The sequence below is a fragment of the Methanopyrus sp. KOL6 genome (genome assembly GCF_002201915.1).
Taxonomy (GTDB): domain Archaea; phylum JAADCQ01; class Methanopyri; order Methanopyrales; family Methanopyraceae; genus Methanopyrus.
This window is the reverse complement of sequence record NZ_CP019470.1, coordinates 140,979-163,824: the sequence shown is the minus strand read 5'-3', so window position 1 is coordinate 163,824 and position 22,846 is coordinate 140,979. Positions and strand designations below refer to the sequence as shown.

General features: G+C 56.3%; 24 protein-coding genes and 3 tRNA genes. 20 read left to right on the top strand and 7 right to left on the bottom strand.

Going from position 1 to position 22,846, the window contains the following annotated elements:
• Window positions 1–46: 46 nt before the first annotated feature.
• Entirely contained in the window at window positions 47–1,477 is a 1,431-nt protein-coding gene (locus tag BW919_RS00950) for an ATP synthase subunit B (protein ID WP_198324624.1), read from the bottom strand.
• 26 nt (window positions 1,478–1,503) lie between these two features.
• Here BW919_RS00950 and cbiS point away from each other — a divergent pair, with 26 nt between their 5' ends.
• Genes cbiS through BW919_RS00930 form a run of 4 tightly spaced genes read left to right on the top strand, consistent with a single transcriptional unit; the run spans window position 1,504 to window position 4,155 of the window.
• Window positions 1,504–2,577, top strand: a complete 1,074-nt coding sequence (cbiS, locus tag BW919_RS00945; RefSeq protein WP_157665820.1) for a multifunctional adenosylcobinamide hydrolase CbiS — start codon at window positions 1,504–1,506, stop codon at window positions 2,575–2,577.
• A gap of 5 nt (window positions 2,578–2,582) precedes the next feature.
• On the top strand, window positions 2,583–3,299 hold the full coding sequence (locus tag BW919_RS00940) for an adenosylcobinamide-GDP ribazoletransferase (RefSeq protein ID WP_157665818.1): 717 nt from the start codon (window positions 2,583–2,585) through the stop codon (window positions 3,297–3,299).
• On the top strand, window positions 3,275–3,892 hold the full coding sequence (locus tag BW919_RS00935) for an NTP transferase domain-containing protein (RefSeq protein ID WP_157665816.1): 618 nt from the start codon (window positions 3,275–3,277) through the stop codon (window positions 3,890–3,892). Before BW919_RS00940 ends, BW919_RS00935 begins: the two co-directional genes overlap by 25 nt.
• Window positions 3,868–4,155 carry a PRC-barrel domain-containing protein gene (locus BW919_RS00930; RefSeq protein ID WP_088334914.1) on the top strand — a complete coding sequence of 96 codons (288 nt, stop codon included), beginning with the start codon at window positions 3,868–3,870 and terminating at the stop codon, window positions 4,153–4,155. Before BW919_RS00935 ends, BW919_RS00930 begins: the two co-directional genes overlap by 25 nt.
• Here the strand turns inward: BW919_RS00930 and BW919_RS00925 are convergent, their stop codons facing one another.
• From BW919_RS00925 to carB, 4 genes are all read right to left on the bottom strand, one after another.
• Complete coding sequence (locus tag BW919_RS00925; RefSeq protein WP_157665814.1) at window positions 4,156–4,425, bottom strand: DUF2098 domain-containing protein; 270 nt, start codon at window positions 4,423–4,425, stop codon at window positions 4,156–4,158.
• 55 nt (window positions 4,426–4,480) lie between these two features.
• Window positions 4,481–4,571, bottom strand: a tRNA-Ser gene (locus BW919_RS00920).
• A 52-nt stretch (window positions 4,572–4,623) separates the two neighbouring features.
• Window positions 4,624–5,499 (bottom strand): ribose-phosphate diphosphokinase, encoded by an 876-nt coding sequence (locus tag BW919_RS00915; protein ID WP_157665812.1) that lies wholly within the window; start codon window positions 5,497–5,499, stop codon window positions 4,624–4,626.
• 14 nt (window positions 5,500–5,513) lie between these two features.
• Complete coding sequence (carB, locus tag BW919_RS00910) at window positions 5,514–7,142, bottom strand: carbamoyl-phosphate synthase large subunit (RefSeq protein WP_088334908.1); 1,629 nt, start codon at window positions 7,140–7,142, stop codon at window positions 5,514–5,516.
• Window positions 7,143–7,205: 63 nt separating this feature from the next.
• Here carB and rpiA point away from each other — a divergent pair, with 63 nt between their 5' ends.
• The 9 genes from rpiA (at window position 7,206) to BW919_RS00865 (ending at window position 12,206) form a co-directional block, all read left to right on the top strand.
• Window positions 7,206–7,844: a ribose 5-phosphate isomerase A gene (gene rpiA, locus BW919_RS00905; RefSeq protein WP_157665810.1), complete on the top strand. Its 639-nt coding sequence runs from the start codon at window positions 7,206–7,208 to the stop codon at window positions 7,842–7,844.
• A gap of 8 nt (window positions 7,845–7,852) precedes the next feature.
• Window positions 7,853–8,533, top strand: a complete 681-nt coding sequence (tpiA, locus tag BW919_RS00900) for a triose-phosphate isomerase (protein WP_088334904.1) — start codon at window positions 7,853–7,855, stop codon at window positions 8,531–8,533.
• A 13-nt stretch (window positions 8,534–8,546) separates the two neighbouring features.
• The gene (locus tag BW919_RS00895) at window positions 8,547–9,089 is read left to right on the top strand and encodes an SIS domain-containing protein (protein WP_088334903.1); all 543 of its coding nucleotides are present in this window, start codon (window positions 8,547–8,549) and stop codon (window positions 9,087–9,089) included.
• Between the two features lie 20 nt (window positions 9,090–9,109).
• Window positions 9,110–10,330 carry a phosphoglycerate kinase gene (locus tag BW919_RS00890; protein ID WP_088334901.1) on the top strand — a complete coding sequence of 407 codons (1,221 nt, stop codon included), beginning with the start codon at window positions 9,110–9,112 and terminating at the stop codon, window positions 10,328–10,330.
• A 3-nt stretch (window positions 10,331–10,333) separates the two neighbouring features.
• Window positions 10,334–10,747 (top strand): RecB-family nuclease, encoded by a 414-nt coding sequence (locus BW919_RS00885; protein WP_088334899.1) that lies wholly within the window; start codon window positions 10,334–10,336, stop codon window positions 10,745–10,747.
• A 1-nt stretch (window position 10,748) separates the two neighbouring features.
• Window positions 10,749–11,060, top strand: coding sequence for a 50S ribosomal protein L21e (locus tag BW919_RS00880; protein ID WP_088334897.1), 312 nt, complete (start codon window positions 10,749–10,751; stop codon window positions 11,058–11,060).
• A gap of 12 nt (window positions 11,061–11,072) precedes the next feature.
• Window positions 11,073–11,462 (top strand): hypothetical protein, encoded by a 390-nt coding sequence (locus BW919_RS00875; RefSeq protein ID WP_088334895.1) that lies wholly within the window; start codon window positions 11,073–11,075, stop codon window positions 11,460–11,462.
• 3 nt (window positions 11,463–11,465) lie between these two features.
• Window positions 11,466–12,080 (top strand): DUF655 domain-containing protein, encoded by a 615-nt coding sequence (locus BW919_RS00870; protein ID WP_088334894.1) that lies wholly within the window; start codon window positions 11,466–11,468, stop codon window positions 12,078–12,080.
• 48 nt (window positions 12,081–12,128) lie between these two features.
• Window positions 12,129–12,206 (top strand) — tRNA-Arg (locus BW919_RS00865).
• Between the two features lie 22 nt (window positions 12,207–12,228).
• Here BW919_RS00865 and BW919_RS00860 read toward each other — a convergent pair.
• The gene (locus tag BW919_RS00860; RefSeq protein ID WP_088334892.1) at window positions 12,229–12,651 is read right to left on the bottom strand and encodes a DUF371 domain-containing protein; all 423 of its coding nucleotides are present in this window, start codon (window positions 12,649–12,651) and stop codon (window positions 12,229–12,231) included.
• Between the two features lie 27 nt (window positions 12,652–12,678).
• Here BW919_RS00860 and BW919_RS00855 point away from each other — a divergent pair, with 27 nt between their 5' ends.
• From BW919_RS00855 to BW919_RS00845, 3 genes are read left to right on the top strand one after another with little or no spacing between them, the layout of a single operon-like run.
• Window positions 12,679–13,395 carry an HVO_0476 family zinc finger protein gene (locus tag BW919_RS00855; protein WP_088334890.1) on the top strand — a complete coding sequence of 239 codons (717 nt, stop codon included), beginning with the start codon at window positions 12,679–12,681 and terminating at the stop codon, window positions 13,393–13,395.
• Window positions 13,396–13,408: 13 nt separating this feature from the next.
• Window positions 13,409–14,521, top strand: a complete 1,113-nt coding sequence (locus BW919_RS00850; protein ID WP_088334888.1) for an ABC transporter permease — start codon at window positions 13,409–13,411, stop codon at window positions 14,519–14,521.
• 11 nt (window positions 14,522–14,532) lie between these two features.
• On the top strand, window positions 14,533–15,240 hold the full coding sequence (locus tag BW919_RS00845; RefSeq protein WP_088334886.1) for an ABC transporter ATP-binding protein: 708 nt from the start codon (window positions 14,533–14,535) through the stop codon (window positions 15,238–15,240).
• A 46-nt stretch (window positions 15,241–15,286) separates the two neighbouring features.
• Here the strand turns inward: BW919_RS00845 and BW919_RS07805 are convergent.
• A tRNA-Glu gene (locus BW919_RS07805) sits at window positions 15,287–15,416 on the bottom strand.
• A 906-nt stretch (window positions 15,417–16,322) separates the two neighbouring features.
• Between BW919_RS07805 and BW919_RS07800 the strand changes: the two genes are divergently transcribed.
• From BW919_RS07800 to BW919_RS00825, 4 genes are read left to right on the top strand one after another with little or no spacing between them, the layout of a single operon-like run.
• Window positions 16,323–17,657: an L-lactate permease gene (locus BW919_RS07800; RefSeq protein WP_157665809.1), complete on the top strand. Its 1,335-nt coding sequence runs from the start codon at window positions 16,323–16,325 to the stop codon at window positions 17,655–17,657.
• Window positions 17,654–18,610 (top strand): radical SAM protein, encoded by a 957-nt coding sequence (locus tag BW919_RS00835; protein WP_157665807.1) that lies wholly within the window; start codon window positions 17,654–17,656, stop codon window positions 18,608–18,610. The genes BW919_RS07800 and BW919_RS00835 overlap by 4 nt, the downstream gene beginning before the upstream one ends.
• 12 nt (window positions 18,611–18,622) lie before the next feature.
• Window positions 18,623–19,027: a hypothetical protein gene (locus BW919_RS00830; RefSeq protein WP_088334880.1), complete on the top strand. Its 405-nt coding sequence runs from the start codon at window positions 18,623–18,625 to the stop codon at window positions 19,025–19,027.
• A gap of 15 nt (window positions 19,028–19,042) precedes the next feature.
• Window positions 19,043–22,768, top strand: a complete 3,726-nt coding sequence (locus tag BW919_RS00825) for a DNA polymerase II large subunit (protein WP_088334878.1) — start codon at window positions 19,043–19,045, stop codon at window positions 22,766–22,768.
• Window positions 22,769–22,846: the final 78 nt, after the last annotated feature.

The window sequence follows — 22,846 nt, the reverse complement described above, 5'->3', positions numbered from 1 at the left end:
CCCCACCTAGGTGGGTTTGAGTGGAAATGTGGCGGGGATCCTTACACTACTCTCCCTGTTCCTCCTGTTCCTCCTTCTCCTGCCTGTACTTCGGGTGGTACTTCTCGATCAGCTCATCGCTGACTCTTTTGAGCTCACGCTCCGGTAGGATCGCCAGTAGCTCCCATCCCAGGTCGAGAGTTTCTTCGATACTCCGGTTCTCATCGCGGCCTTGCTTCACGAACCGCTGCTCGAACTCGTCCGCGAACTTCAGGAACTTGCGGTCCCGCTCCGTCAGCGCCTCTTCACCTACTACCGCTACTAGGTCGCGCAGGTCGCGACCCTCGGCGTACGCCGCGTACAGTTGGTTGGAGAGATCCGGGTGATCCTCGCGCGTCTTACCCTTGCCGATACCTTCATCCATAAGACGCGACAGCGAGGGTAGCACGTCGATCGGTGGGTAGATACCGCGCCGGTGTAAGTCTCTACTGAGGACTATCTGGCCCTCGGTGATGTATCCCGTTAGGTCCGGAATCGGATGCGTGATGTCGTCGTGAGGCATAGTGAGGATCGGCATCTGAGTGATGGAACCTTTCCGACCACGGATGCATCCGGCTCTCTCGTAGATGGTCGCTAAGTCCGTGTACATGTACCCTGGGTAGCCACGCCGGCCCGGAACTTCCTCACGGGCCGCCGAAATCTCACGCAGGGCCTCGCAGTAGTTCGTCATGTCCGTCAGGATCACCAGAACGTGCATGTCGTTCTCGAATGCCAGATATTCGGCTATCGTCAGTGCGATGCGTGGGGTAATGATTCGCTCCATCGACGGATCGTCGGCTAGGTTGAGGATGAGCACAGCACGGTCCAGGGCACCGGTCTCCTCGAACTCTCGCCTGAAGAACGCGGCCTCCTCGTGCGTGATACCCATAGCCGCGAACACTACAGCGAACTCCTCCTCTTCACCTGGAACGGTTGCCTGGCGTGCGATCTGAGCCGCTAACTCGTTATGCGGAAGACCGGAACCAGAGAAGATCGGGAGCTTCTGACCGCGTACTAGGGTGTTCATACCGTCAATAGCCGAGATACCCGTTTGAATGAAGTCGCTCGGGTACTTCCTGGCGGCCGGGTTGATCGGAGCCCCGTGGATGTCGAGCTCGTTCTCCGGCACTATCTCGGGACCGCCGTCAATGGGTTCACCACGGCCGTTCAGGATGCGTCCCAGTAGGTCGGTCGACACAGGGATCCTCAGCGTCTCTCCCGTGAACCTGACCTTCGTCGAGGTGGCGTCGAGACCCGAAGTACCTTCGAAGACTTGCACGACGGCGGCGTCCTTACGGGCTTCCAGAACTTGACCTCGTCGGACTTCACCGGTGGGAGTCTCCACTTCGACTACTTCACCGTACTTCGCGCCTTCGACGCCCTCGACTACCATCAGTGGTCCGGAGACTTCAGATATGGTTGTGTATTCCTTACCAGCCGGCCTCTTAGTCTCGGCCACGGTACCACTCCCTGGGGGGAGTGTTTGTGGAGTTCTTTCACGTGATCAAGGACGAGCGGGCGGTAGTGCTCGAGTTCGAGAGCCCCGTGAAATACGTTTCGAGCGCATTCTACTCGGACGGTGTGGGAGAGGTGAAGTGGGTGGCCAACATCCGGGTCGAGAAAGGCTGGCCGCACGATGATCCTTGGGGTTACATTGAGGAGAGACTCCATGAGCTGGGACTCGAACCCGAGGACACGCTGGCGTTCCTGACGGCCGCCGACGTCGAGCAAGCCGCTATGGTTCAAAAGGGTGACGTCTTCGCCGTCGCGACCGCCGGGTTCGGTAACGCCTACTGCTCTAAGACTAAAGAGCACGACTTAGGAGGACCAGGGACCGTGAACGTGGTCGTCGTGGTAGGGCGACCTCTGACCACACGCTCCCTGGTCGAGGCCCTGACGTGGGCTGTGGAGGCGAAATGCCATGGGGTCCTGCGCATAGTTTTAGGTAACGAAGGACCTTGCTTAGGGACGACTACGGACTCCGTCGCCGTCTTGTGTCCACAGGGAGACGAGCTGGACTCTTTCTGTGGACCCGCGACGGAGCTCGGTCGGCGCCTGATGAGCGCGGTCGAGGAAGCTGTGGTCACCGCGGGGGAGCGCACGGGTTATTCCCCGACACGCTCGATAAAAACGATCCTTGAAGAGGAAGGGATCGAACTGGATGACCTCGTTGAGGCCGGCCGGGAGTTGTTTGTAGGTGAGTGGGAGGAGGAATACGCTTCCAGAGTCCTAGAGGAACTCGAGCGGGGTCTGGAGAATCCGAACGTGGCTCTGGCCGTGTTCACTGCGTTACTCGTCGACAGATTTGTGCGACTAGGCTCTTACCCGAAGGAGTGCGGTGAATTGCAGGAGGATCCGGGTTGGATTTACTTCGATGAGGTCCTAGGCCAGTTCGTGGCTATGGAGTTGGGGGGCTACGGGGCGCTGTTCAATTTCAAACGGTACGACGAGGAGAAACCCGGGATCCTGAAGGAAGTCGACGAAAGATGGGTTATGCTGGACGACGTCCTCGCAGGTCTAATCGCCGGTGCCATGACCGTCGCGTTCCGCCCGGGGTGATTCGGATGGAGTTCCTGAAAGTTTTCAGGTTCCTGACCGTCCTCCCGATCGGCGAACACCCGAAAAGTCCGCGTGAGATCGGTGAGCAGGCATGGTTAGGGCTTCCCGCGGTCGGGCTCGTTAGTGGGTTGCTGGCAGGAATCGTGGCGTGGGCCTCCGTCGGGACTCCGGTTAGAGGTTGCTTGGTGGTCTTGACACTGCTCGCGCTTGAGGGAGCGCAGCACTTCGATGGCATCGTAGATGTGGGTGACGCGCTGATGGCGGGCGTAACCTCCAAAGAAGGTACCGCGAAGGCGATGCGTGATCCGAGGGTGGGAGTGGGAGGCTTAGCGGTGGGGTCTATGACACTCCTCTTGGCAGTCACGTCGTTCGGGTGGGTACCTTTCGAGGTGTTGGTACCCATCGAAGTGTTCTCACGTTTCACCGTGCTCCCGATAGCGGCGGTGGGTGAGCCCGCGCCTACTAGCTACTCCGGTAGGGTGTTCACGGAGTACGTGGACGCTGAGCAGGTTCTGTTGGGGGGGCTTCTGTCAACGGTCGTGTCATTGCCGTTTTCACCCGTAGCCACCCTAACATGTGCGGTCTGCTCGGCGGTTGTCGCTTGGACCTGTCTGGAGGCAGCACGCCGTACCGTAAGAGGCGTAAACGGTGATTTCTTGGGTGCATCGATATGGGCGTCACGGGTCCTGAACGCCGTTTGCCTAAGCTCCCTGCCCTGGTGATGGCCGGCGGCCGGGCGAAGCGCATGGGTGGAGTGGAGAAGCCGGCCGTAGAAGTTGCGGGTAAACCGCTGCTAGTGTGGGTGCTCGAGGCACTTCAGGATTGCTCTTGCGTGGAGGAGATCATTGTGGCGGTATCGCGGGACGCGAGGGTTACCCGATCCATCGCGAAGCGTTCGGGAACCGAGGTCGTAATCACCCCGGGACGCGGGTACATCCATGACTTAAGGTTCGCGCTAGAGAACGTAGGGACGCCGGCACTAACAGTTACCGCGGATTTGCCGTGTCTAGCCGCGGACATCGTGGACTTTGTTATCGCCGTGTGGGCAGCCGTTCCGGAGCCTTCGCTCTCTGTCTGGGTTCCACAAAGCTTGATCGTGAAGGCCGGATTGAGCCTATGGCGGAGATTTGAGTCAATTGTGGGGAACGTCCGGGCAGTGGTCGTAGGATTAAATGTAGTGGGGGACCTGCGGAAAACCGATGAGTTCAAACTCTTGCTGGACGAGCCACGGTTGGCTTACAACGTCAACACGTGGCACGATCTCCGGAAGGTGGAAGGGGTGCTTCGGAGTTGCCCGAGAGAGGAGCAGGCCTAGGGGCTTCAGGTGCTAAAAACGAGATGAGGGTTTCGGAACTGCTGCAGCGACACGTGATCACCAACCGCGGTCACGACTTAGGTATCGTCATGGAGGTGGAGTTGGCCTGGAAAGATAAGTGCATCAAAGCGTTGCTAGTGCAGCCGTCGAAGGAATACGCTCAGCAGGTGAAGGCCGACGTCGTGGAGGTTCCGTGGAGCTCCGTGCTGGCGGTGGGCAAGTACGTTTTAGTGGACGAGTCGAAAATCCGACCGAGAAGGTAGTCAACCACCTCCTTCGCAAACCCGCTCGTCGACGTGTTCGAACGCTTCCTTGAGTTCCTTAATCCTCTCCACGACTTCCTCGATGTCGGCCTCTTCCTTCTCCTTCGACTCCTTCTTCTCCACCTTCTCGACGTAGTCCTCGTGGTAGTACAGTCCCGTTGAGTCGAGCTGAATCCACCGACCATCCTCACGCTCCTTAACATCGACAACCTTACCCACCGTTCCGGTCCGCACGTATCGGGCATGGTCTCCGACCTGTAGTTCGGTCAACGGGCATCCCCCCTCGTCGCCGTAGATCGTTATTGGTTTTATAACGATTTCGGATTGGCGCCGGGGCCGGGATTTGAACCCGGGCGGCCCATACGGGCCACGGGATTAGCAGTCCCGCGCCTTAGACCGGGCTCGGCCGCCCCGGCTTTCTCCCACCGTGCAAGTATGAGGCGGGGTTTTAAGTATTTCTCCCGGGCCTCACCCGATGAGATTCTCAACGGCCTCGGCTACCGGTGGGGCCGCACTCACTTTCTCGAACGGGTTTGGGACGGTGTCGGTGGCTATGATATCCTCGAATCCCGAAGCCAAAAGCCTAGTGGCGGCGTTCCTGGTGAGGAGCGCATGGGTGCACGCAGCGTAGAGTGTTCCGGCACCTTGATCGAGAAGCGCTCGGGCGGCTTCGATCATGGTACCTCCGGTGTCGATCATATCATCGACCAGTACCACCGTCCGCCCATCAACGTCCAGCTCCTTTGGATAAATCTCGACCTTATCCCCACTAAGCCGCTTCTTCTCCAGATGATCGTATTCTGCATCACATACCGAGGCGACTTTGCGAGCCAGTTCTCGGGCCCCTTCGTCCGGTCCGATGACTACGAGATCTTCTCCCTCGAACCTTTTTGCCAGGTACTTGCCCAGCTCCTTAGCCGCGCTGACGTTTTCGGCAGGTACATCAAAGTATTCCAGCGTGTCCGGCTCGTGGAGGTCGACGGTTATCAGAGCGTCAGCGTTCGCGGACACTGCCTTAGCGACGGCGCGGAACGAGATGGGCTCTCCGGGTTCGAATCTACGATCTTGTCTGGAATATGCCAGATAAGGGACGACGGCGATTACTTCCTCGGCCCCGTTCTCCCGAGCAGCGTCGAGAGTGATTATAGCCTTCACAAGGTTCTCGTCCTGGGGTGGGCTCATCGAGTGTACGACGACGACCGTCCCATCGAGCTCCGGAGGGATCCTTACAATCTGCTCACCGTCGGGGAACCTGTCCTCCTCGACCGGCGCCAGCTCCGTGTCGAGCTCCTCTGCGAGACGCCGACCCAGCTTGACGCCTTCCGACGTGACGAGGACTATCAACACTTCTCTCCCCATCATCCTCCATAGCGAGTTAACTCTTCGGGTTTCATCTCGCAAGGTGTCCAATCACCCTTGTGGATGTCCTGAAGGCAGTTGACGGTGATTCCCTTCTCTTTCACCAGTTCTATCGCCTCAACAGTCGCCTTTGCTGCCGCGATCGTAGTGATGTATGGAACCTTGAACTTCACAGCCGCTCGACGGATGGCGTACCCATCGCGGCGAGCGTCCTTCCCTTTCGTCGGGGTGTTGATAATCAGGTCGATCTCACCTTCGCGGATGAGATCGACTATGTTTGGACTACCTTCCGATACCTTCCTCACCACTTCGCACTCGATCCCGTGCTCGCGCAGGTGCGATGCGGTACCACGAGTCGCGAGCAGATCGAACCCTAACCGATGGAGCTTTCGAGCGATCGAGACGATGTCGGGCTTGTCCCGGTCGGCAACCGATATGACTGCAGTACCTTCGAGAGGAAGCTCGTGTCCTGCCGCTAGTTGAGCCTTCCAGTAGGCGGCACCGAACGTCTTGTCGATCCCCATAACCTCCCCCGTAGCCTTCATCTCAGGACCCAACACAGGATCCACTCCTGGCCACTTCTCGAAGGAGAATACGGCCTCTTTGACGGCTACGATTCCGGGATCACCGTCCGGAGGCTCTATTCCCATCTCGTCCAGGATCTCAGGGATCTCATATCCGAGGATGGCTTTGGCTCCGATTTTGGCGAGCGGTACCCCAACAGCCTTGCTGATGAAAGGCACCGTTCGACTGGCGCGCGGGTTGGCTTCGATAACGTAAACCTCGTCCTCCTCAGGATCGTAGACGAACTGGATGTTAATAAGCCCTATCACGTTAGCTTCCTCGGAGATGTCCTCGGCGTACTCGAGGATGGTTTCCTGCGCGTGCTCTGGGAGCGTCTGTGGTGGTACGACACAGGCGGAGTCACCGGAGTGCACACCAGCCTCCTCAATGTGCTCCATGATCCCGGGGATGAGCACGTTCCCAGCCTCATCCCGTGCACCGTCGATCTCACACTCTATGCCACCCTCGATGAACCGATCTATCAAGATCGGGTGCTCTGGGGATACCTTGGCGGCCTCCTCGATGTACCTACGGAGGTCCTCCTCATCGTACACTATCTCCATGGCTCGGCCACCTATCACGTACGATGGGCGTACAAGGACCGGATAACCGATGTCTTCCGCTACTTCAACGGCTTCTTCTGGGTCGTTGGCGGTTCCGCTCTCGGGCTGCGGGATACCGAGCTTCTTCAGGAGCTTCGAGAACCTGTCCCTATCCTCGAGTCGGTCGACGTCGTCGGGATCGGTGCCGAGAACACGGATACCACGTTCCGCGAGTGGCACGGTTAGGTTGACAGAAGTTTGTCCCCCGAACTGCGTCAGTACGCCGACGGGTCGTTCCTTTTCGATGACGTTCAACACGTCTTCGAGTGTTATCGGCTCGAAGTACAGTTTGTCAGAGGTATCGTAGTCCGTGGAAACCGTTTCCGGGTTGTTGTTCACTATGATCGCCTTGTAGCCCTCTTCCTGGATCGCCCACACGGCGTGAACTGTGCAATAGTCGAATTCGATACCCTGCCCGATGCGGTTGGGCCCCGCGCCTATCACGAGGATTTTATCGGACATCGTCCAAGTACCCGCACGTGAGGGCCCACGCGCCGGATTAAGAAATCCTCGGGGGGTTCGGTTTTGAGCGGCAAACGGGATGCGGCCAGGAAAGCCGCAGAAGAAGTCTGCCGACGCGGGTTCGAGGTGATCGGGGTCGGTGCCGGCACTACAATCGAGGCTTTCCTCGAAGAGCTGGTGAAGAGAGGAGCCGACGTACTGGTGTTCACCACGATACCCGGGACGATCGATGCTTGTCGCCGCATCGGACTGAACGTGACTACAATACCGCCCGAAGAGCTCCCAGTCGCTATCGACGGGGCTGACGCCGTGGATCCCGATGGTAACCTGCTGAAAGGAGGAGGGGCCTGCCACTCGTTGGAGAAGGCGATAGATTACACCGCTGACGAATTCTGGGTCGTTGTGGACGAGTCGAAGATAGTCGAGAACCTCTGGGAGCTTCCGGTACCCGTGGAGGTACTTCGCGATTGCTACGAGTTAACAGTTCGGGCGCTGGAGAAGTTCGGTGAGGTTAGACCGAGAACGTGTGATGGAAAATACGGGCCCGTGGTTTCGGACTCGGGCAACCCCATCGTCGACCTGCACGTGGATGGCTGGGATCCCGCCAAGCTAGAACGCGAGTTGAACTCCGTCCCCGGCGTAGTTGAATGCGGCGTATTCCCCGGGGACAAGGTAGATAGGATTATCGTCGGGAGGTCGTAGGGGGTGAGATGTTGCGTGTACCTTCCGTTATCGTGAATTTCAAGGCGTACTCGGAGGCGATCGGTGAGAACGCACTACGACTGGCTCGAGTAGCCGCTGAAGTGTCGGAAGAAACCGGAGTCGAGGTCGGGATCTGTCCTCCTCACGTCGACTTGCGCGACGTGGTTAGGGAGGTGGGCGGTGAAGTCACAGTCCTAGCGCAGGCGGTTGACGCAGCTGAGCCCGGCGGGAGGACTGGGCATGTAACTCCCGAGATGGTGGTTGAAGCAGGCGCCGATGGGACGCTTCTGAACCATTCAGAACGTCGGATGCTGCTGGAGGATCTTAAGGACGTCTGCCGCGCGTGCATGAACGAGGGTCTCATCACGATCGTCTGTGCGAGCGACGCGCTCGCTGCCCGTGCGGCTGGGGCTCTCTCGCCCCACGCGGTGGCCGTGGAACCGCCGGAGCTCATCGGTACTGGGACCCCGGTATCGAAGGCTGACCCCGAAGTAGTTGAACGATCGGTCGAGGTCGTAAAGGAGGTCTCGGAGGAGACGGCCGTATTGTGCGGGGCCGGGATCACTGACGGATCCGATGTGCGTGCCGCCCTGGAATTGGGTGCTGATGGCGTCTTGGTAGCTTCTGGAGTAGTGTTAGCGGACGACCCTAAGGAGGCGCTATTAGACCTCATCTCCGGCTTAGAGTAGGGGATGATGGGAGTTGGATCGTATACGTAAAATCATGCAGAGGGAGGCTGAAGTAATAGAGTATGCGTATAATAATCTACCCGAAGAAGATGTTAAGAAAGCCTTGGATCTAGTTGTGGAGAAGATACGGAATGACAATGGCATATTCATCGTAGGGATGGGTAGAACTGGACTCATCGGTGAGTGCTTCGCCGTCAGGCTCGTGCAGATGGGTGCCCGGTGCTACGTGGTCGGTCACAGCACGGAGCGGGCGATAAGATCCGATGATCTCCTCATCGCACTGAGCGTTTCTGGCAACACTGCGTTCGTCAATTACGCGGCGAATGTGGCGAAGGATGAAGGTGCAGATGTGCTTGCAGTAACTATGAATGCGGACTCGAAAATAGCTGAAAAGGCGGATGTTGTAGTCGTCCTTCCGGAACCAGAAGAGATAATTCTTCGCACATTCTCGGAGATGTTAATGTTATCGTTCTTGGACGGATTTGCGGCTCAGCTCGCTGAGGAATTAGGAGTTGATGAATCAGATATGTGGGAACGGCACGCTAAAATACAATAAAAGATTAGGGGCGAACACCGATGTACGAAGATATATCTACTATGGACGATTTCGAGTTTGAAAATAAGTGGGTTCTGTTACGAATTGATATAAATTCTACGGTTATTAATGGTAAAATTAAGGATGATGAACGTATTAGAAGACATCTCAGGACGATCAAGGAGTTGACGGAACACGACGCTCGAGTGGCCATTCTGGCACACCAAGGAAGACCGGGTGAGGACGACTTCACGACACTGGAACCACACGCGGAAATCATGTCCGAAGAACTCGACAACTTCGAGTACGTGCCCGACGTGTTTGGACCCACCGCAAAGAAGAAGATTCGGTCGTTGGAGCCCGGTGAGGTTATCTTGCTGGAAAACGTGAGGTTCTATTCCGAGGAACGTATCAACCGGGACCCGGAGTGGCACGCACGCCGACATTTGGTGCGGAACCTGGCTCCGCTGTTCGACATTTTCGTGAACGACGCCTTCGCCGCGGCCCATCGCTCGAATGCTTCACTGGTCGGGTTCACTCGAAGACTCCCGTCTTGCGTCGGCCGTGTGATGGAACGGGAGATCGAAGTCCTCGAAACCATGGTCAGAGAGGAGATGGAAGATGGCGTCTTCGTGATCGGTGGATCCAAGATCGAGGACTCTATCAAGGTCATACGCCGAGCCATCGAGATGGACAACGTACGTCGCGTGTTACTTGGAGGTCTCGTAGGCAACCTCTTCCTTTGGGCCTCCGGAGTGGATCTAGGGAAGCCGTCACGGAAGTTCCTGGATATGAAGGGTTACACTGGTTATTTGGACGAAGCACGGGAGCTCCTCGAGGAAGGTGACGACATGATCCTCGTACCAGAAGACGTGGCTCTTAACCGCGGTGGGGAACGCGAGGAGATAGACGTAGGTGAGCTACCGGCGGACGCTCCCGTGTTCGACATCGGTAACGGAACGATCGAACGGTATTGCAAGGAAGTCGAAAGAGCGGGTATGGTGGTCGCTAACGGGCCGATGGGCGTGTACGAGGAACCCGGATTCGAAAAGGGAACGTACGAGCTCCTTAACGCCATCGCCGATTCGGACGCTTTCTCCGTGATCGGAGGAGGCCACATAATTGCGGCGGCGAAGGCCTGTGGTGCCTACTACCACATAGATCACGTCAGCACGGGTGGCGGAGCGATGCTCAGAATGCTCGCCGGGGAGCGACTACCGGCCATAGATGCCATCCTCACCTGTCCGTTCTCGGGGTGCTGAGGTGTGGTCGTCGTGGTATACCACCGCCCCTTCAGTCACTTCCGCGTCAACCACGTGGCCCTTATCGCGGGCAACCTCGGAGCGAAGCTTCTCGTTTACTCGGAACCGAAGTCACGCGCAGCCCTGGACGGTATCACACAAGTGCTGGAACACCCCGAAGAGAGAAGACGTGTTCCGGTGATGGTGGTCGACGACTTGGACGATGCCCTGGAAGTTGTTAACGGCCGGGTAGTGCTGCTAGATCCCCCGGCAGATGGAGGGATCAAGAAATTAAAGCCGTCAGACGTGCTGCTCACAGTCCCAGTGGAGCTACTCGAAGAGGTCGATATAGATCCCGATCTCACCGTCGGTGTCGACGCTCCCGTCGGAGAGCTGGCTGCGTTGGCTGTCGTATTGTACGAGTTGGGGGGAACTTGAGTTGGTGAGGAGGTCCAAAGGTTTCCGGAGTCGTACACGGAAAAAACTCCGAAAGAAGCCCAGAGAGCGCGGTCTTTCCCCGTTGGGTCCGATGATGCAAGAGTTCGAGAAGGGTCAGAAAGTACACATCGTAATCGATCCCAGCATCCACAAAGGTATGCCCCATCCGAGGTACCACGGGAGAACTGGAGTGGTCGTGGGACGCCAAGGCCGAGCTTACATCGTGAAGATCAGGGATGGAGGGAAGGAGAAGAAACTGATCGTGTACCCCGAGCATTTGAAGCCCCAGAAGCAGCCCGAGCTCCGACGATAGGGGTTTCCGGCCTTGCCCACGATATCCCTTCGGGCTCGGGAGAGGAATCCGACCAATGTACACGAGGCCCGCAAAGTGGTAGAGAAGGTCCTAAAGGAGCGGGATCCGGAACTAACCTACGACCAGCGCGAGGCAGTTCGGTACCTGAAGAAGTTCGGATCGCTGGAGCCGGAGGACCTGGAGGAAGTGAGGGAAGAGCTCAAGTCTATTCTCGGTGAGCTCACGACCAACGAGCGTACGGTGGAGGTCCTCGTCAACAAGATCTTGGAGGTTCAACCCAGGAGTGAGGAGGAGATCAAAATCCTACTCGAGTCTGCCGGAAAACGTCTCCTCCGTCGTGCCGATGAAGATGTGGTGCACGCTATTTTGGAGGTATCTGAACGAATCGTGGAGGAGGAGTAAACGATGGTGGAGATACTGTACAAGCAGCCGAAGGGGAAACGGCCCTATGAAGAGTATGCGCTGATACTGGACTTCCTACCGTACGGCAGGGCGGAGGAGCCACCTCATAAGCGACAGCCCGTGGCGCAGGCGGTGGGGAAAGACTTCTTCGTGCTCCTAGAGCTAGCCCCCAAAGAAGGGACATTCCTGGAGCTTCATGAAGAGGTGTACGTAGGCCGTGGCAAGCGTGACAAGATTCACCACGTGAACCGACGACTACGGTACGATGAGCTCACCGCGACGGCCCGTGAGGAACTCCCCCATGCCGTCGAGAAGATCATCGAGGATAACGAAAAGGACTTCGTCAGGTTCTTCAACGAGGCTAGGCCTATCACCCCGAGGTTGCACCAGCTCGAGCTTCTTCCTGGAATAGGTCGGAAAACGCTCGAGCGTATCTTGGAGGAACGTGAGAAGGAACCTTTCGAGTCCTTGGATGAAATCAAGGAGAGAGTTGAGGGCCTCCGAATGCACCCCAAAGACATGATCAAAGAGCGCGTTCTGGTGGAGCTCAAAGGGGAGACCCGGGACAAGTACAGGCTGTTCGTGCCGGAGTTCCGGGGTGGCGGGAGGCGACGGTAACCTCCGCAATCTTATTATACCCACAACCTCAGAGGGCGAATTGGGAGAGGGCCCGCAGCTCAGCCTGGACAGAGCGCGGGGCTTCTAACCCCGTGGTCCCGGGTTCAAATCCCGGCGGGTCCGCCAGCCTGGAATCGTTATGATAACATTAACGAACACCGAGTACCCGCATCTCTACAGTCAGGACAGTCCTCGGGTTCCTAAGTGCCCGAACCAAATCACGACTCAGGTCCCTCGCCGCTTTGTCGCATTTTATCAATATGGTGCGATCGTCGACGTAGTCGCTAGTCCGGAACACCATACTCCTACCGTCTTGTAGGGTCATTTTCGGGTGTCCGACGCCGATTACCCTGTCCTCCGTACCGCCGGCTCGCAGAATTACTTCTACTTTCGCCCCCCGACGCAACATCAGCTTGAAATCTTCCGGCAGGTCGGCGCAGGCCATATCGGCGCGAACACCTATTATGCAGTCAGCCGTTATCCCGATCTCTGGATCTTTCGTGACTTCGAACGTACTCCGATGACGTCCGGTCACGTTCTCGTGACCTCGGGCCTCGAAGGTGACCTCCATCCCACATCCCCCCGGGGGTACTCGTCGATGATCACCCTGGATACTGAAACTACAGTAGGGGACCTGTCTGAGTCGGACGTGGAAGGCAGGATAATATACGCGCCCTGCAAAGGCTGCTCTCCCGACGAAGAAGTCCCACAAGAGGTTGTCCGCGCTACGGTACACAGGAAAGGACCCGACGAGAAAGGTGTTCCGAGGTTCGTAGCGAACGTCCTCGCTCGGTGTGAGAGCTGCGGTACCGTGAATCCCGTAAGGTTAGTGTTCTACGCTCCCAAGAAGGTTAAAGTCACTATCAGCAGGTACGAGGAGTCGGAGTGTAAAGAAGTAGAGATGGACCCGTTAGAGGAGATTGAAGTTGGTGACGTGATCGAGGTGGAGGGGGAAAGGGTGGAAATCACAAATATATCTACACACGAAGAGGACAGCGTGAAGAAAGCTAAGGTCAAGGACATCGTATCGGTCTGGGGAGTATCACTGGACATCCCGGCCCGAATTGGAGTTTCAATCAATCTCCCATCAGGATACACAATTTCTGAGAAAATTGAGGTTAATAGGGATGAGGAGTTTACGGTTGGAGAGATATACGAACTCGATGGGATGCTGTTCAGGGTACATGCGATAAAACCTGAGGGTCGCCCTACAGTAAAACGTGAGGGTGAGTCGGTCAAAGCTGATGAGATAAAAAGAATATACGGAAGACCTGTCAGGAGAGGAACGCCTAAGAAGTCATTAAAATCCACATAAGGGGAATGGATGCTTGATAACAATAAAGGTAGCGATCAGGAACATAGCTCGAAGGAGTGTTCGCTCACTACTCACGATCTTAGGGGTTGCTATCGGAGTTGCTGCCGTAGTGGGCGTCTCAGCGATCGCGAAGGGATTGCAACATGATGTTAAGGTAGCAATCAGCGGATCGGCTTCACTAATAGTGAAATCAAAGGCGGCACCTGATCCACTATCTAGTGTACTTGATGAAAGTGTTGAGGACGAAGTGAGAAAGATACCAGGAGTAAAACGCACAGTCGCTGTCTGGTTTAACAATAGAATGATTACAGTAGGCAAACAACGTCAGCCTATACTGATCGCAGCGGTGGAAAATGGAGATTATGAATTCGTGATGGGATCCAAAATAGAGCCAATAGAAGGCCACCTCCCTAAACATGGAGAAATGGCCTTTGGAAGCCTCGTGTGGAGAAAATTACAACCTAAGATAGGGGAAGTAGTGGACTTATCCGGACAAAAGCTGAGGGTGTCTGGAGCGTTCAAAACATCGTCGCAACTCGCTAATATGTGTGCGATTACTACTATAGATAGTGTCAATAGAATTAGGGGGAAGAGTATTAGCTGTGTGTTCGTTCAAACGTCAGACCCGAAGCGAGTAAGGAAAGAGATAGAGTCAAGGATAGAGGGTGTTGAGGCCATCACTACTAGCAAGGCTGTTCAAGGAATGTTGAATAATTTGAGAACAGTTGAACTTGCTGCTATAGCACTCACCGGGATCGCCGGAGTTGTAGGAGCGCTCGGAGTAGCCAACACCATGCTTATGTCAGTGCTTGAGAGAAAACGCGAAATAGGTGTTATGAAAGCCGTAGGAGCGACGAACAGAGACGTGATGAAACTGTTCTTAACGGAGTCGATAGTATTATCCTTGTCGGGAGGAATCATAGGATGCGTTTTCGGGATGTTAGGATCACGGCTGTTGGTCCACGTCCTGTCGTACGTAAAGCATCAGACGGTATCGGTACTCATAACGCCTGAAGTACTGGGGCTCGGACTGGCTCTAGCCCTAGCGATCGGGGTAGTCTCGGGCCTATATCCGGCGTGGAAAGCCGCTAGAGTCGACCCCGTCGAAGCTCTCAGGTACGAGTAGGGGGCGTCTAAATGTCAGATTACGTAATAAGATTGGAAAACGTTCGGAAAGTTTACAATTCGGGGTCGACAAAGGTAGAAGCGCTTAGAGGAGTGAGTCTCGAAGTAAAAAATGGGGAGTTCCTAATGATAGTCGGACCTTCGGGATCTGGCAAATCAACGCTACTTCATATCATGGGAGCTTTGGATACACCAACGTCAGGTCGCGTTGAAATTGTGGGTAAGAATATGACTAACCTTAGTGATGAAGAGCTTGCTGAAATTAGGAATAAATACGTTGGTTTCGTGTTTCAACAGTGTAATCTAATCGAATCACTTACGGTGGTAGAAAATGTCATGTTTCCCATGACATTGGCCGGAGAAGAGGATGAGAAGAGGGCCAAGGATCTACTGCTGAAAGTAGGACTTAAAAAGGAACACTTCGACAAGTTTCCGAGCCAATTGAGTGGTGGCGAGCAGCAGCGTGTAGCTATTGCTCGTGCTCTGGCGAACGATCCAGAAGTAATCTTAGCTGACGAACCCACCGGGCAGCTCGATACGAAAAACTCCCAGCGCATTATGAAGCTCCTTGAGAAGCTTAATGACTACGGTCATACTATTGTGATGGTCACTCACGATCTCTCCTTAGTTCGCTGGGCTGATCGGGTGGTTTTGCTTCGAGACGGTAGGATAGAGAGGGAAATGAGTCCCGAAGAACTCGACGCCGAAGTCTTAGACTAGGCTCGTCCCCCGGTTATTGTTATCGTTCTCGTAACGATTTAGGGTTTGGTGCCCCGGCCGGGATTTGAACCCGGGTCGCGGGATGTCTCCGGCCCGGGCGGGCCTCGAAAGTCCCGCATGATATCGGCGGGCCCGCGGTCACCCACGGGCCCTTGACCGGGCTACACCGCCGGGGCGCCTCCGCAGCCATGGGATAAGGGTCAAAAGGGTGTATATAATATTTACAGGGGACTCTTGCGGAGTCTTTATGTCCATGCTACCGCTCCAGTACTTCCCCAAGTCCCCTAGGACGTTCTCAATGACTTCTTTGGGCGTCCCACCTTTCCGAATCACCTCCTCTAAGGCCGACAGTGATGGTGGTTCCGGACCTTCTAGGGCAGACAGTAAGCGACTCACTTCGGCTTTAACTTCGGGCGGCTGTTGGCTGATCAACCCGTGTTTAACGGCTTTAGTTAGTGCCCTCAGAACGGCGTCGGCGAGTATATCCGCCAATGAGATGAGTTGGGTCGTGCTGCTGTAAGCTGGGTAGACGTCCTTTACGTTGACGACCTCCACACCCAGTAGCTTAAGATAATAGTACGGGTACCAGATCTTATCCGGCCCGTTCCAATAGCAGTTAACGCTGAAGTATCCGGGCAAGTTCGGGTCGTCGGTTACCAGGTAGTCCGGAGATACATTCACGTAGACGACGTGCCTCACCGTGGAGTTCTCGGTCAGGAGGATCCTCTTAAGCTCGTAGTACGAGGACCCATCCCTACCTGCGATCCAGATCAGCGTGTCCAAACCTAACTCGGAGCAGATACGGAACCCTCGTGGTACTTCCCCTATACGCCGATACTGTTGCAGTAGCTTTAACTCACCCTCGCTCAGCTCGTATAGGTACTCCGCGCCGCCAGCTGAGCTGTAACTCACGTAAATCCTATCTATTCGGAGGCCATAGGTGGGGGCTTTATCGTGTAAGGCGACTGCGAACTCCTTCAGGAATGCGATATCAGAAGTACTCCCGTTGATAGCGTCTGAGGTTATACAGACGTCGAGACCTTGAACCCCGACCGCTATCGTCATCAGAAGGGGGATCACCGTTGCCATCGCTCGCACTGGTTGTCCCCCTGGTGTCTATCTCAGCTTTGATCGTGGCCGCACTCCGCGGTTGGGGACTACTCCGAGCGTCCTCCATTTCCTTAGCCCTCTACCTTATAGCTTCAACATTCACTCCGTTCACCGTTCAGGTACCCTGCGTTCGGGTCGTCGATTCCGCGCTAAAAGGTGTTGAGATTCTAGCCATCGTGTTGGCCAGCCTCACGCTTGTGGAAATGATGCGTGAAGACGGCGTACTGGAGGACATCGTGCACGTTCTGAAGGAGATCTGCCAGCTGCGCGGTCCGTGCCTGGTAGGTCTCAACGTCGTAGCCACCGGTGCCTTCGAGAGCGTGGCCAGTTTCGGAACGCCCACCACTTTAGTAGGTCCGCTCCTCGTCGAAGCGGGGCTGAGTAAGACGACTGCTGCGGCCGCAGCTCTCATAGGACACGCTCCGTTCGGAGTGTTTGCTGCCTTCGGTGTGCCGATTCTCGTCACCTCAGGAGTTTTAGGGATCGATCCCAAAAAGTTGAGCCTTGATGTCGCCCTCTGCATCGCGCCGAGCTTGCTGATACTGCCCTATGCTGTGGCGGAGACCGCCGACCTGAGGGTGTCGAAGGCTCTACTGATGACCATGTGGATTATGACTACCGCCTCCTTGCTGGCCGTTTGGTGGGTTACGTCTCCCAGTATCGTAGGTCCGCTGTTGGTTTTGGGCGTAACTTCCGGCTTCTTTTGGTATCTGCGAATTACAGGTGAGGAGACTAGTCTCGAGATCAGCAACGATACCGTCAAGGGAATGGCGGTCTACGGGCTGGCGGTCATCGGTATAGGGGTAGCTAAGGTCCTGAAGGTGGAGTGGGTGCAACCGTGGATGTTGCTGTGGGCTGCCGTACTGTTGTATGCGAGTCCGCGGTGGGCCCGGATGATCGTAGCACTTATCCGCGTACTCCGTAAGACTTGGGAGGAGCTGCTCTCGATCGTGCTTTTAATGGTCCTTGGAACGTTGATATCCTATTCCGAACTCCCAAGTGCGATCAGACCCTACGCCGCATCTCCGCTTGTCACTTTCCTGATGGGGTTCGTAGGGGAGATGGTCGTCGGTAGTACTACCGCGGTGATGGCGACTTTCGCGTCTGGGACACCGCACCCGGAGATCACGCTGGCCGGTGCGGCTTGCGCGGCGGCCGCATGTCCTTACAACGTCGCCGTGGCCGCGGCGGCTGTAAGATGTCACGAGAGGCAGGTTATGCGGAGAAGTCTGTTGGGTTCGATGTACTTGACGGTACCGACGTTAGTGTGGAGTACCATTCTGTGGGCCTGGGGCGCGATGAAATGAGGCGGAAATTAATCGAGGAGCTCGAATCACGTCTCGACCGGAGAGAGATCGAGAAAGCCCGCAGAGATTCTCACGCTCGTCGACGTCCGAGGCCCTGTGGGATGACGGTCCACCCAGGCCATGGGTGCCCTAGGGCTTGCTCTTACTGCTATATACCGGAAATTGGGTTCAAATTCGAGCGCGCACGTCCCTACCAGCTTTCAGGAGAGGGTATGGCCTTAGCCTTGCTCTACAACCGAGCCTTCGAACCAGGTCGTGAAGGGACGTTCATAGCAGTAGGTAGCGTGACGGACCCGTTCCTCCCGGAGCTCGCGGATAAAACGCTTGAGTATCTGAGGGCGTTCTCGCGGTGGTTAGGTAATCCCACACAGTTCTCCACGAAATCCGTGATCGGCGTGGAGGTGGCCGAATCACTTGCGGAACTGGATCTACCACTGAACGGCCTCGTCACGATTCTCACACCGGACGGAGAGAAAGCTTCAAGGCTGGAGCCACGGGCTCCTACACCTGAAGAGCGGTTGGAGACAATCGCAGAACTCTCGAGGACCGGTTTGACGATCGACCTCTTTTTCAGGCCGATATTGCCGGGAATAGTCGGTCTTGAGGAGGCGGAAGAACTTTTCCGGCTGGCCCGCGATGCCGGAGCTCGAGGTGTCGTAGTGGGAGGTTTCCGGGTGAACGAGGGCATACTGAACAGGCTGAGGCGGTTCGGGTTTGACGTCTCGGAAATAGTTAATAGGGTCGATAGACCGATACCTAGAGGCAGGAAGCAGGTGTACGTGCGTACCGGCGACATCAAGGAACGCCTCCTCAGGATAGCACGAGAAGTTGGCTTGATCCCATTCGGAGCCGCGTGCTGCGCGTGCGCGAGTGCCGCCCGGATACCTTGCCCGAACCGGTGTTGGGAAGGCCCCTTTTGTACCGAGTGTGGGAATCCCGCCTGTCCTGCGTAGGGGGATCCTGAAATGTTCGATCACTTGTTCCGTACGCTGTTCAGAATGATCGATCGCTCGATGGAGGAGGCGATGCGTGAGATGGAGCGGGAGATAGCACGGCTCTGTGAGGAGATGGAAAAGGAGCTTGAACGGCTAGAGCGCGAAGGAAGCACCGACCGTAACGTCCAGGAGATCAAGCTGCCCGGTGGAGGATGGATCCGGGTTGAGACGTTCCAGTTCGAGCTGCCAGCCGATACCGGAGGGCGTATTCAGGAACTCCCGCTCGAGAAAGAGCGAGACGAAAAGAAGGAGGAACACGAACCGGAACCCCGAGAAGAGATGTCCTCGGAAACGTTCGAAGGAGTCGTGGACGTCGGGGGAGTCCCGCTAAAGCTGGAGAGGCGAGACCGTAGCTGGCGGGAGGAAAACCGCTGAAGGGGACGCCACGTTGTGAACAGAGCACAGGAGGAATTGGACAGGTACCGGGAGACGCTGGAGGAAGTCTCTTCCCGCTTCGTCGAGGTTGCCATGAAGGCCAGACAGCGTAGGGAGGATCCGAAACCGGAACCCGAGGTGATGCTGGCTACGTCGATCGGTGAGCGAGTGGAGGGTCTGCTCCAGGTCGAAAACGTAGCGGATCGACTGGAGGAGCTGGAGGAAGAGCTAGGAGACCGTGAGGAAGCCACGTTTCGCATAGTAGAGGAGGTGATCAAGGGAGAGCTGAAGGTCAAAGGCGACTTACCGATGCATAAGAGAATAGATTATGCGGTCAGAATAGGTCTGGCGATACTCACTGAAGCCGTGGTATCGGCCCCACTGGAAGGCATCGCGGCCGTCGAGATCCGAGAACGGGGTACGGGACATAAAGTCGTTGACGAATCGGAACCTCCGCATGAGGAACCGAAACTCGTGTGCACGGAGTGTGGGAAAGAAGTCGATTCCGAGAACTGCTACTTAGCCGTCAAATACGCCGGACCGATCCGGGCCGCCGGTGGTACTGCGGCAGCTCTTTCCGCACTCCTCGCCGATTATGCTCGTCAAGTAGCCGGCCTACCGAGGTTCGACCCGGACGACTTCGATCATGACCTCGTGGGTCGGTACGTGGAAGAGGTCGTGACGTACCTGGATAAGGTAGGATCGTTCCAATACAATCCTTCGGAGGAAGAGATCGAGCTAGTCGCGAAGAACATCCCGATTGAGATCGACGGAGAACCCACGGAAGAGGTGGAGGTACAAGGTCACCGTGACATCCCGCATCTCCCTAACCGACTCCGCGGAGGCGCCCTCTTGGTTATCTGTGAGGGCATATGTCAGAAAGCCCCGAAGCTGATCAAGCGTGTCGAGAAGTACGGAATAGACGGATGGGAGTTTCTGGAAAAACTTGTGAACAAGGGATCCGATGATGAAGAGGAAGAAGGAGAAAAGGGAGAGACCAAAGTCAAACCCAATGACAAGTACATGAGCGAGCTCGTAGCGGGGAGGCCGCTACTCTCTCACCCGTCGGCTAAAGGAGGTTTCCGGCTCCGGTACGGTCGAGCCAGGAACACCGGTTTCGCTGCGGTCGGAATCCATCCATCGCTGATGTACGTTACAAAGGGCTTCATAGTCATAGGCACACAGCTGAAGGTGGAGCGGCCGGGTAAGGCGGCTTGTGTGTTGCCGGTGACCGAGATAGAACCTCCGGTGGTGAGGCTTCGAGACGGTTCGGTCGTGCGTCTAGACGACCCGAAAAAGGCGAAGGAGCTCGTCGAGAAGGATGAAATCGAGGAGATACTTGACCTAGGCGAGATGTTGGTCGCGGTGGGTGAGTTCATAGAGAACAACCATCCACTCGTTCCTCCTGCGTACTGCCCGGAATGGTGGGTGAAGGAAGTTCCGGACGTGATCAAGGTGATAGGCCTTAAGAAGAACCTCCCGAACGACGTCTTCGAGAAGCTGAAGGACGTTCCATTGAAGCGATTGGTGAAGGAAGCAAGCAGGCTGTCCGGGAACGGGAACAATCTCGACAACTTCTTGAACGGTCCCGTGAAGGTCGCCCGTTCCATCGTCGAACTAGTGAGGAAGGAGGTGATGCCGCGCCTTAGCTCCCCGGAGCGTATGAGCGTAGAGGAGGCTGTCGAACTGTCGCTCGAGTACGGGGTTCCGTTCCATCCGAAGTACACGTTCCTGTGGCACGATGTGAAACCTGAAGACGTAGACGAGCTCCGGGAAACACTCGAAGTCGCCGGATCGGAATGGGGGAACCTGAGAGTCGAGTTCGAGAACGACGGAAAGGTCAAACGCATATTGGAGTATCTGCTTGTCCCCCACAGGATCGAAGACGGTACGATCGTGGTGGAGGAACCTTGGGCGTCGGCGCTGTTGGCACAGCTCGGGTACGACCCAGAGAGCGGAGAGTTCCGCGAGAGGAACGAGGATATGGATTACCTGCTGGACTACCTCGTGATACGGGACGAGACGTGCCGGTACGTGTCCAAGCTGGCTGGATTCCCGATCCGTGAGAAGGCACCGACGAGAATAGGGGCCCGAATGGGGAGACCGGAGAAGGCACGTGAGAGGAAGATGAGCCCACCGCCGCACGTGTTGTTCCCAATCGGTATAGCCGGTGGTAATCAGAGAGATATCATGAAGTTCCATCGAGGGGAGTGGGAGGACACGGATCGCGTCGAGGTCTGCTATCGGATCTGTCCTGAGTGCGACCGGTTGGTACCGTATCGGGTATGCCCGTTCTGCGGTACGGAGACCGTGCAGTACTGTAACCGATGTGATGAGCCGGCTGACGAGTGTGATTGCGAAGAGCCCGACCCCGTCGTCCGTGCTGACATCGAGTGGAACGACGACGCATATTCATCACTGCCGGTCAGGGAGCTGGTCCGACGTGCGGAAGAGGAGGTTGGTACCACTGACACGCTCAAAGGAGTCAAGGGAATGACAAGCAGGTTGAAAATGCCCGAACCGTTGCAAAAAGGGATCTTGAGGGCCAAGAGAGATCTCTTCGTGTTCAAAGACGGTACCCTACGCTTCGACTGTAACGACTGCCCGCTGACGCATGTGAGGCTGAAGGAGGTAGGGTTAACACCGTTCAAAGCCAGACTCTTGGGGTTCGAGCGTGACATCAACGGCGACCCCGTAATCTCGGAGAATCAGGTGGTCGAGCTATACCCGCAGGACGTGGTGCTACCGAGGAAGGCCGCGGAGTGGGCCGTCCGCGTCTGTCAGTACTTGGATGATCTCCTGCGGAAGTATTACGGACTCGAGCCCGTGTACGGCGTGGAGAAGCCTGAGGATCTGATCGGACATTTGATCGTCACTTTAGCGCCGCATACCTCATGCGGCGTGGTGGGGCGAGTAGTCGGAATCGCGGATATTAACTGCTGGTACAACCACCCTATAATCAACGCGGCCCGACGCAGGAACTGTGACGGCGATGAGGACGCCTTTATGCTGTTACTCGACGTCCTCCTGAACTTCAGTCGTCTGTACCTGCCGGACAAACGTGGAGGTTTGATGGATGCCCCACTGGTGCTTACCGCGGTGGTAGATCCGTACGAGATCGACGACGAGGTCTGGAATATGGACGTCTGCGGTGACTACCCGCTGGAGCTGTACAGGAAGGCATTGGAGTACTCCGACGCGGGGGAGGCGGAAGAGCTCATAGAACGACTCGAAGATAGGCTAGACCTGCCCCGAGGACTTCAATTCACCCACGATACTGAGGCGATAGACCTCGGACCCACCGTAACGCGGTACTCCAAGCTGGAGAAAATGGAGGAGAAACTCGAGGAGCAGCTCGACCTCGCCAAGAGGATTCGAGCCGTGAACGAGTCCGACGTCGCGAAGATAGTTCTCGACTCCCACTTCTTACCTGATATCAAAGGAAACCTGCGGAAGTTCGGGCGTCAGAAGTTCCGTTGCTCACGCTGCAACGCGAAGTTCAACGTACCACCGCTCAGCGGTAAGTGCCCACGGTGCGGTAGTGACATACTGCTGACTATCTATCCGGCGACGGCTACGAAGTACCTGGAACCGGCTAAGCGATTAGTGGAGGAATTCGGCACGTACGACGAGGAATGGAAGACGATCGCATCGGAAGTGGAGCTGCTGGAAGAAGAAGCGAAGACGCTGTTCGGAAGCGACCACGACGTGTCACTCAAGAAGTTCTTCGGCGAGACGTAGCCCGTGAGCTTTCCCACATAATCAGAGCCCCCAATAATGACAGGCTTAAAGTCACTCCGGCACCGATCCACTTGGCGT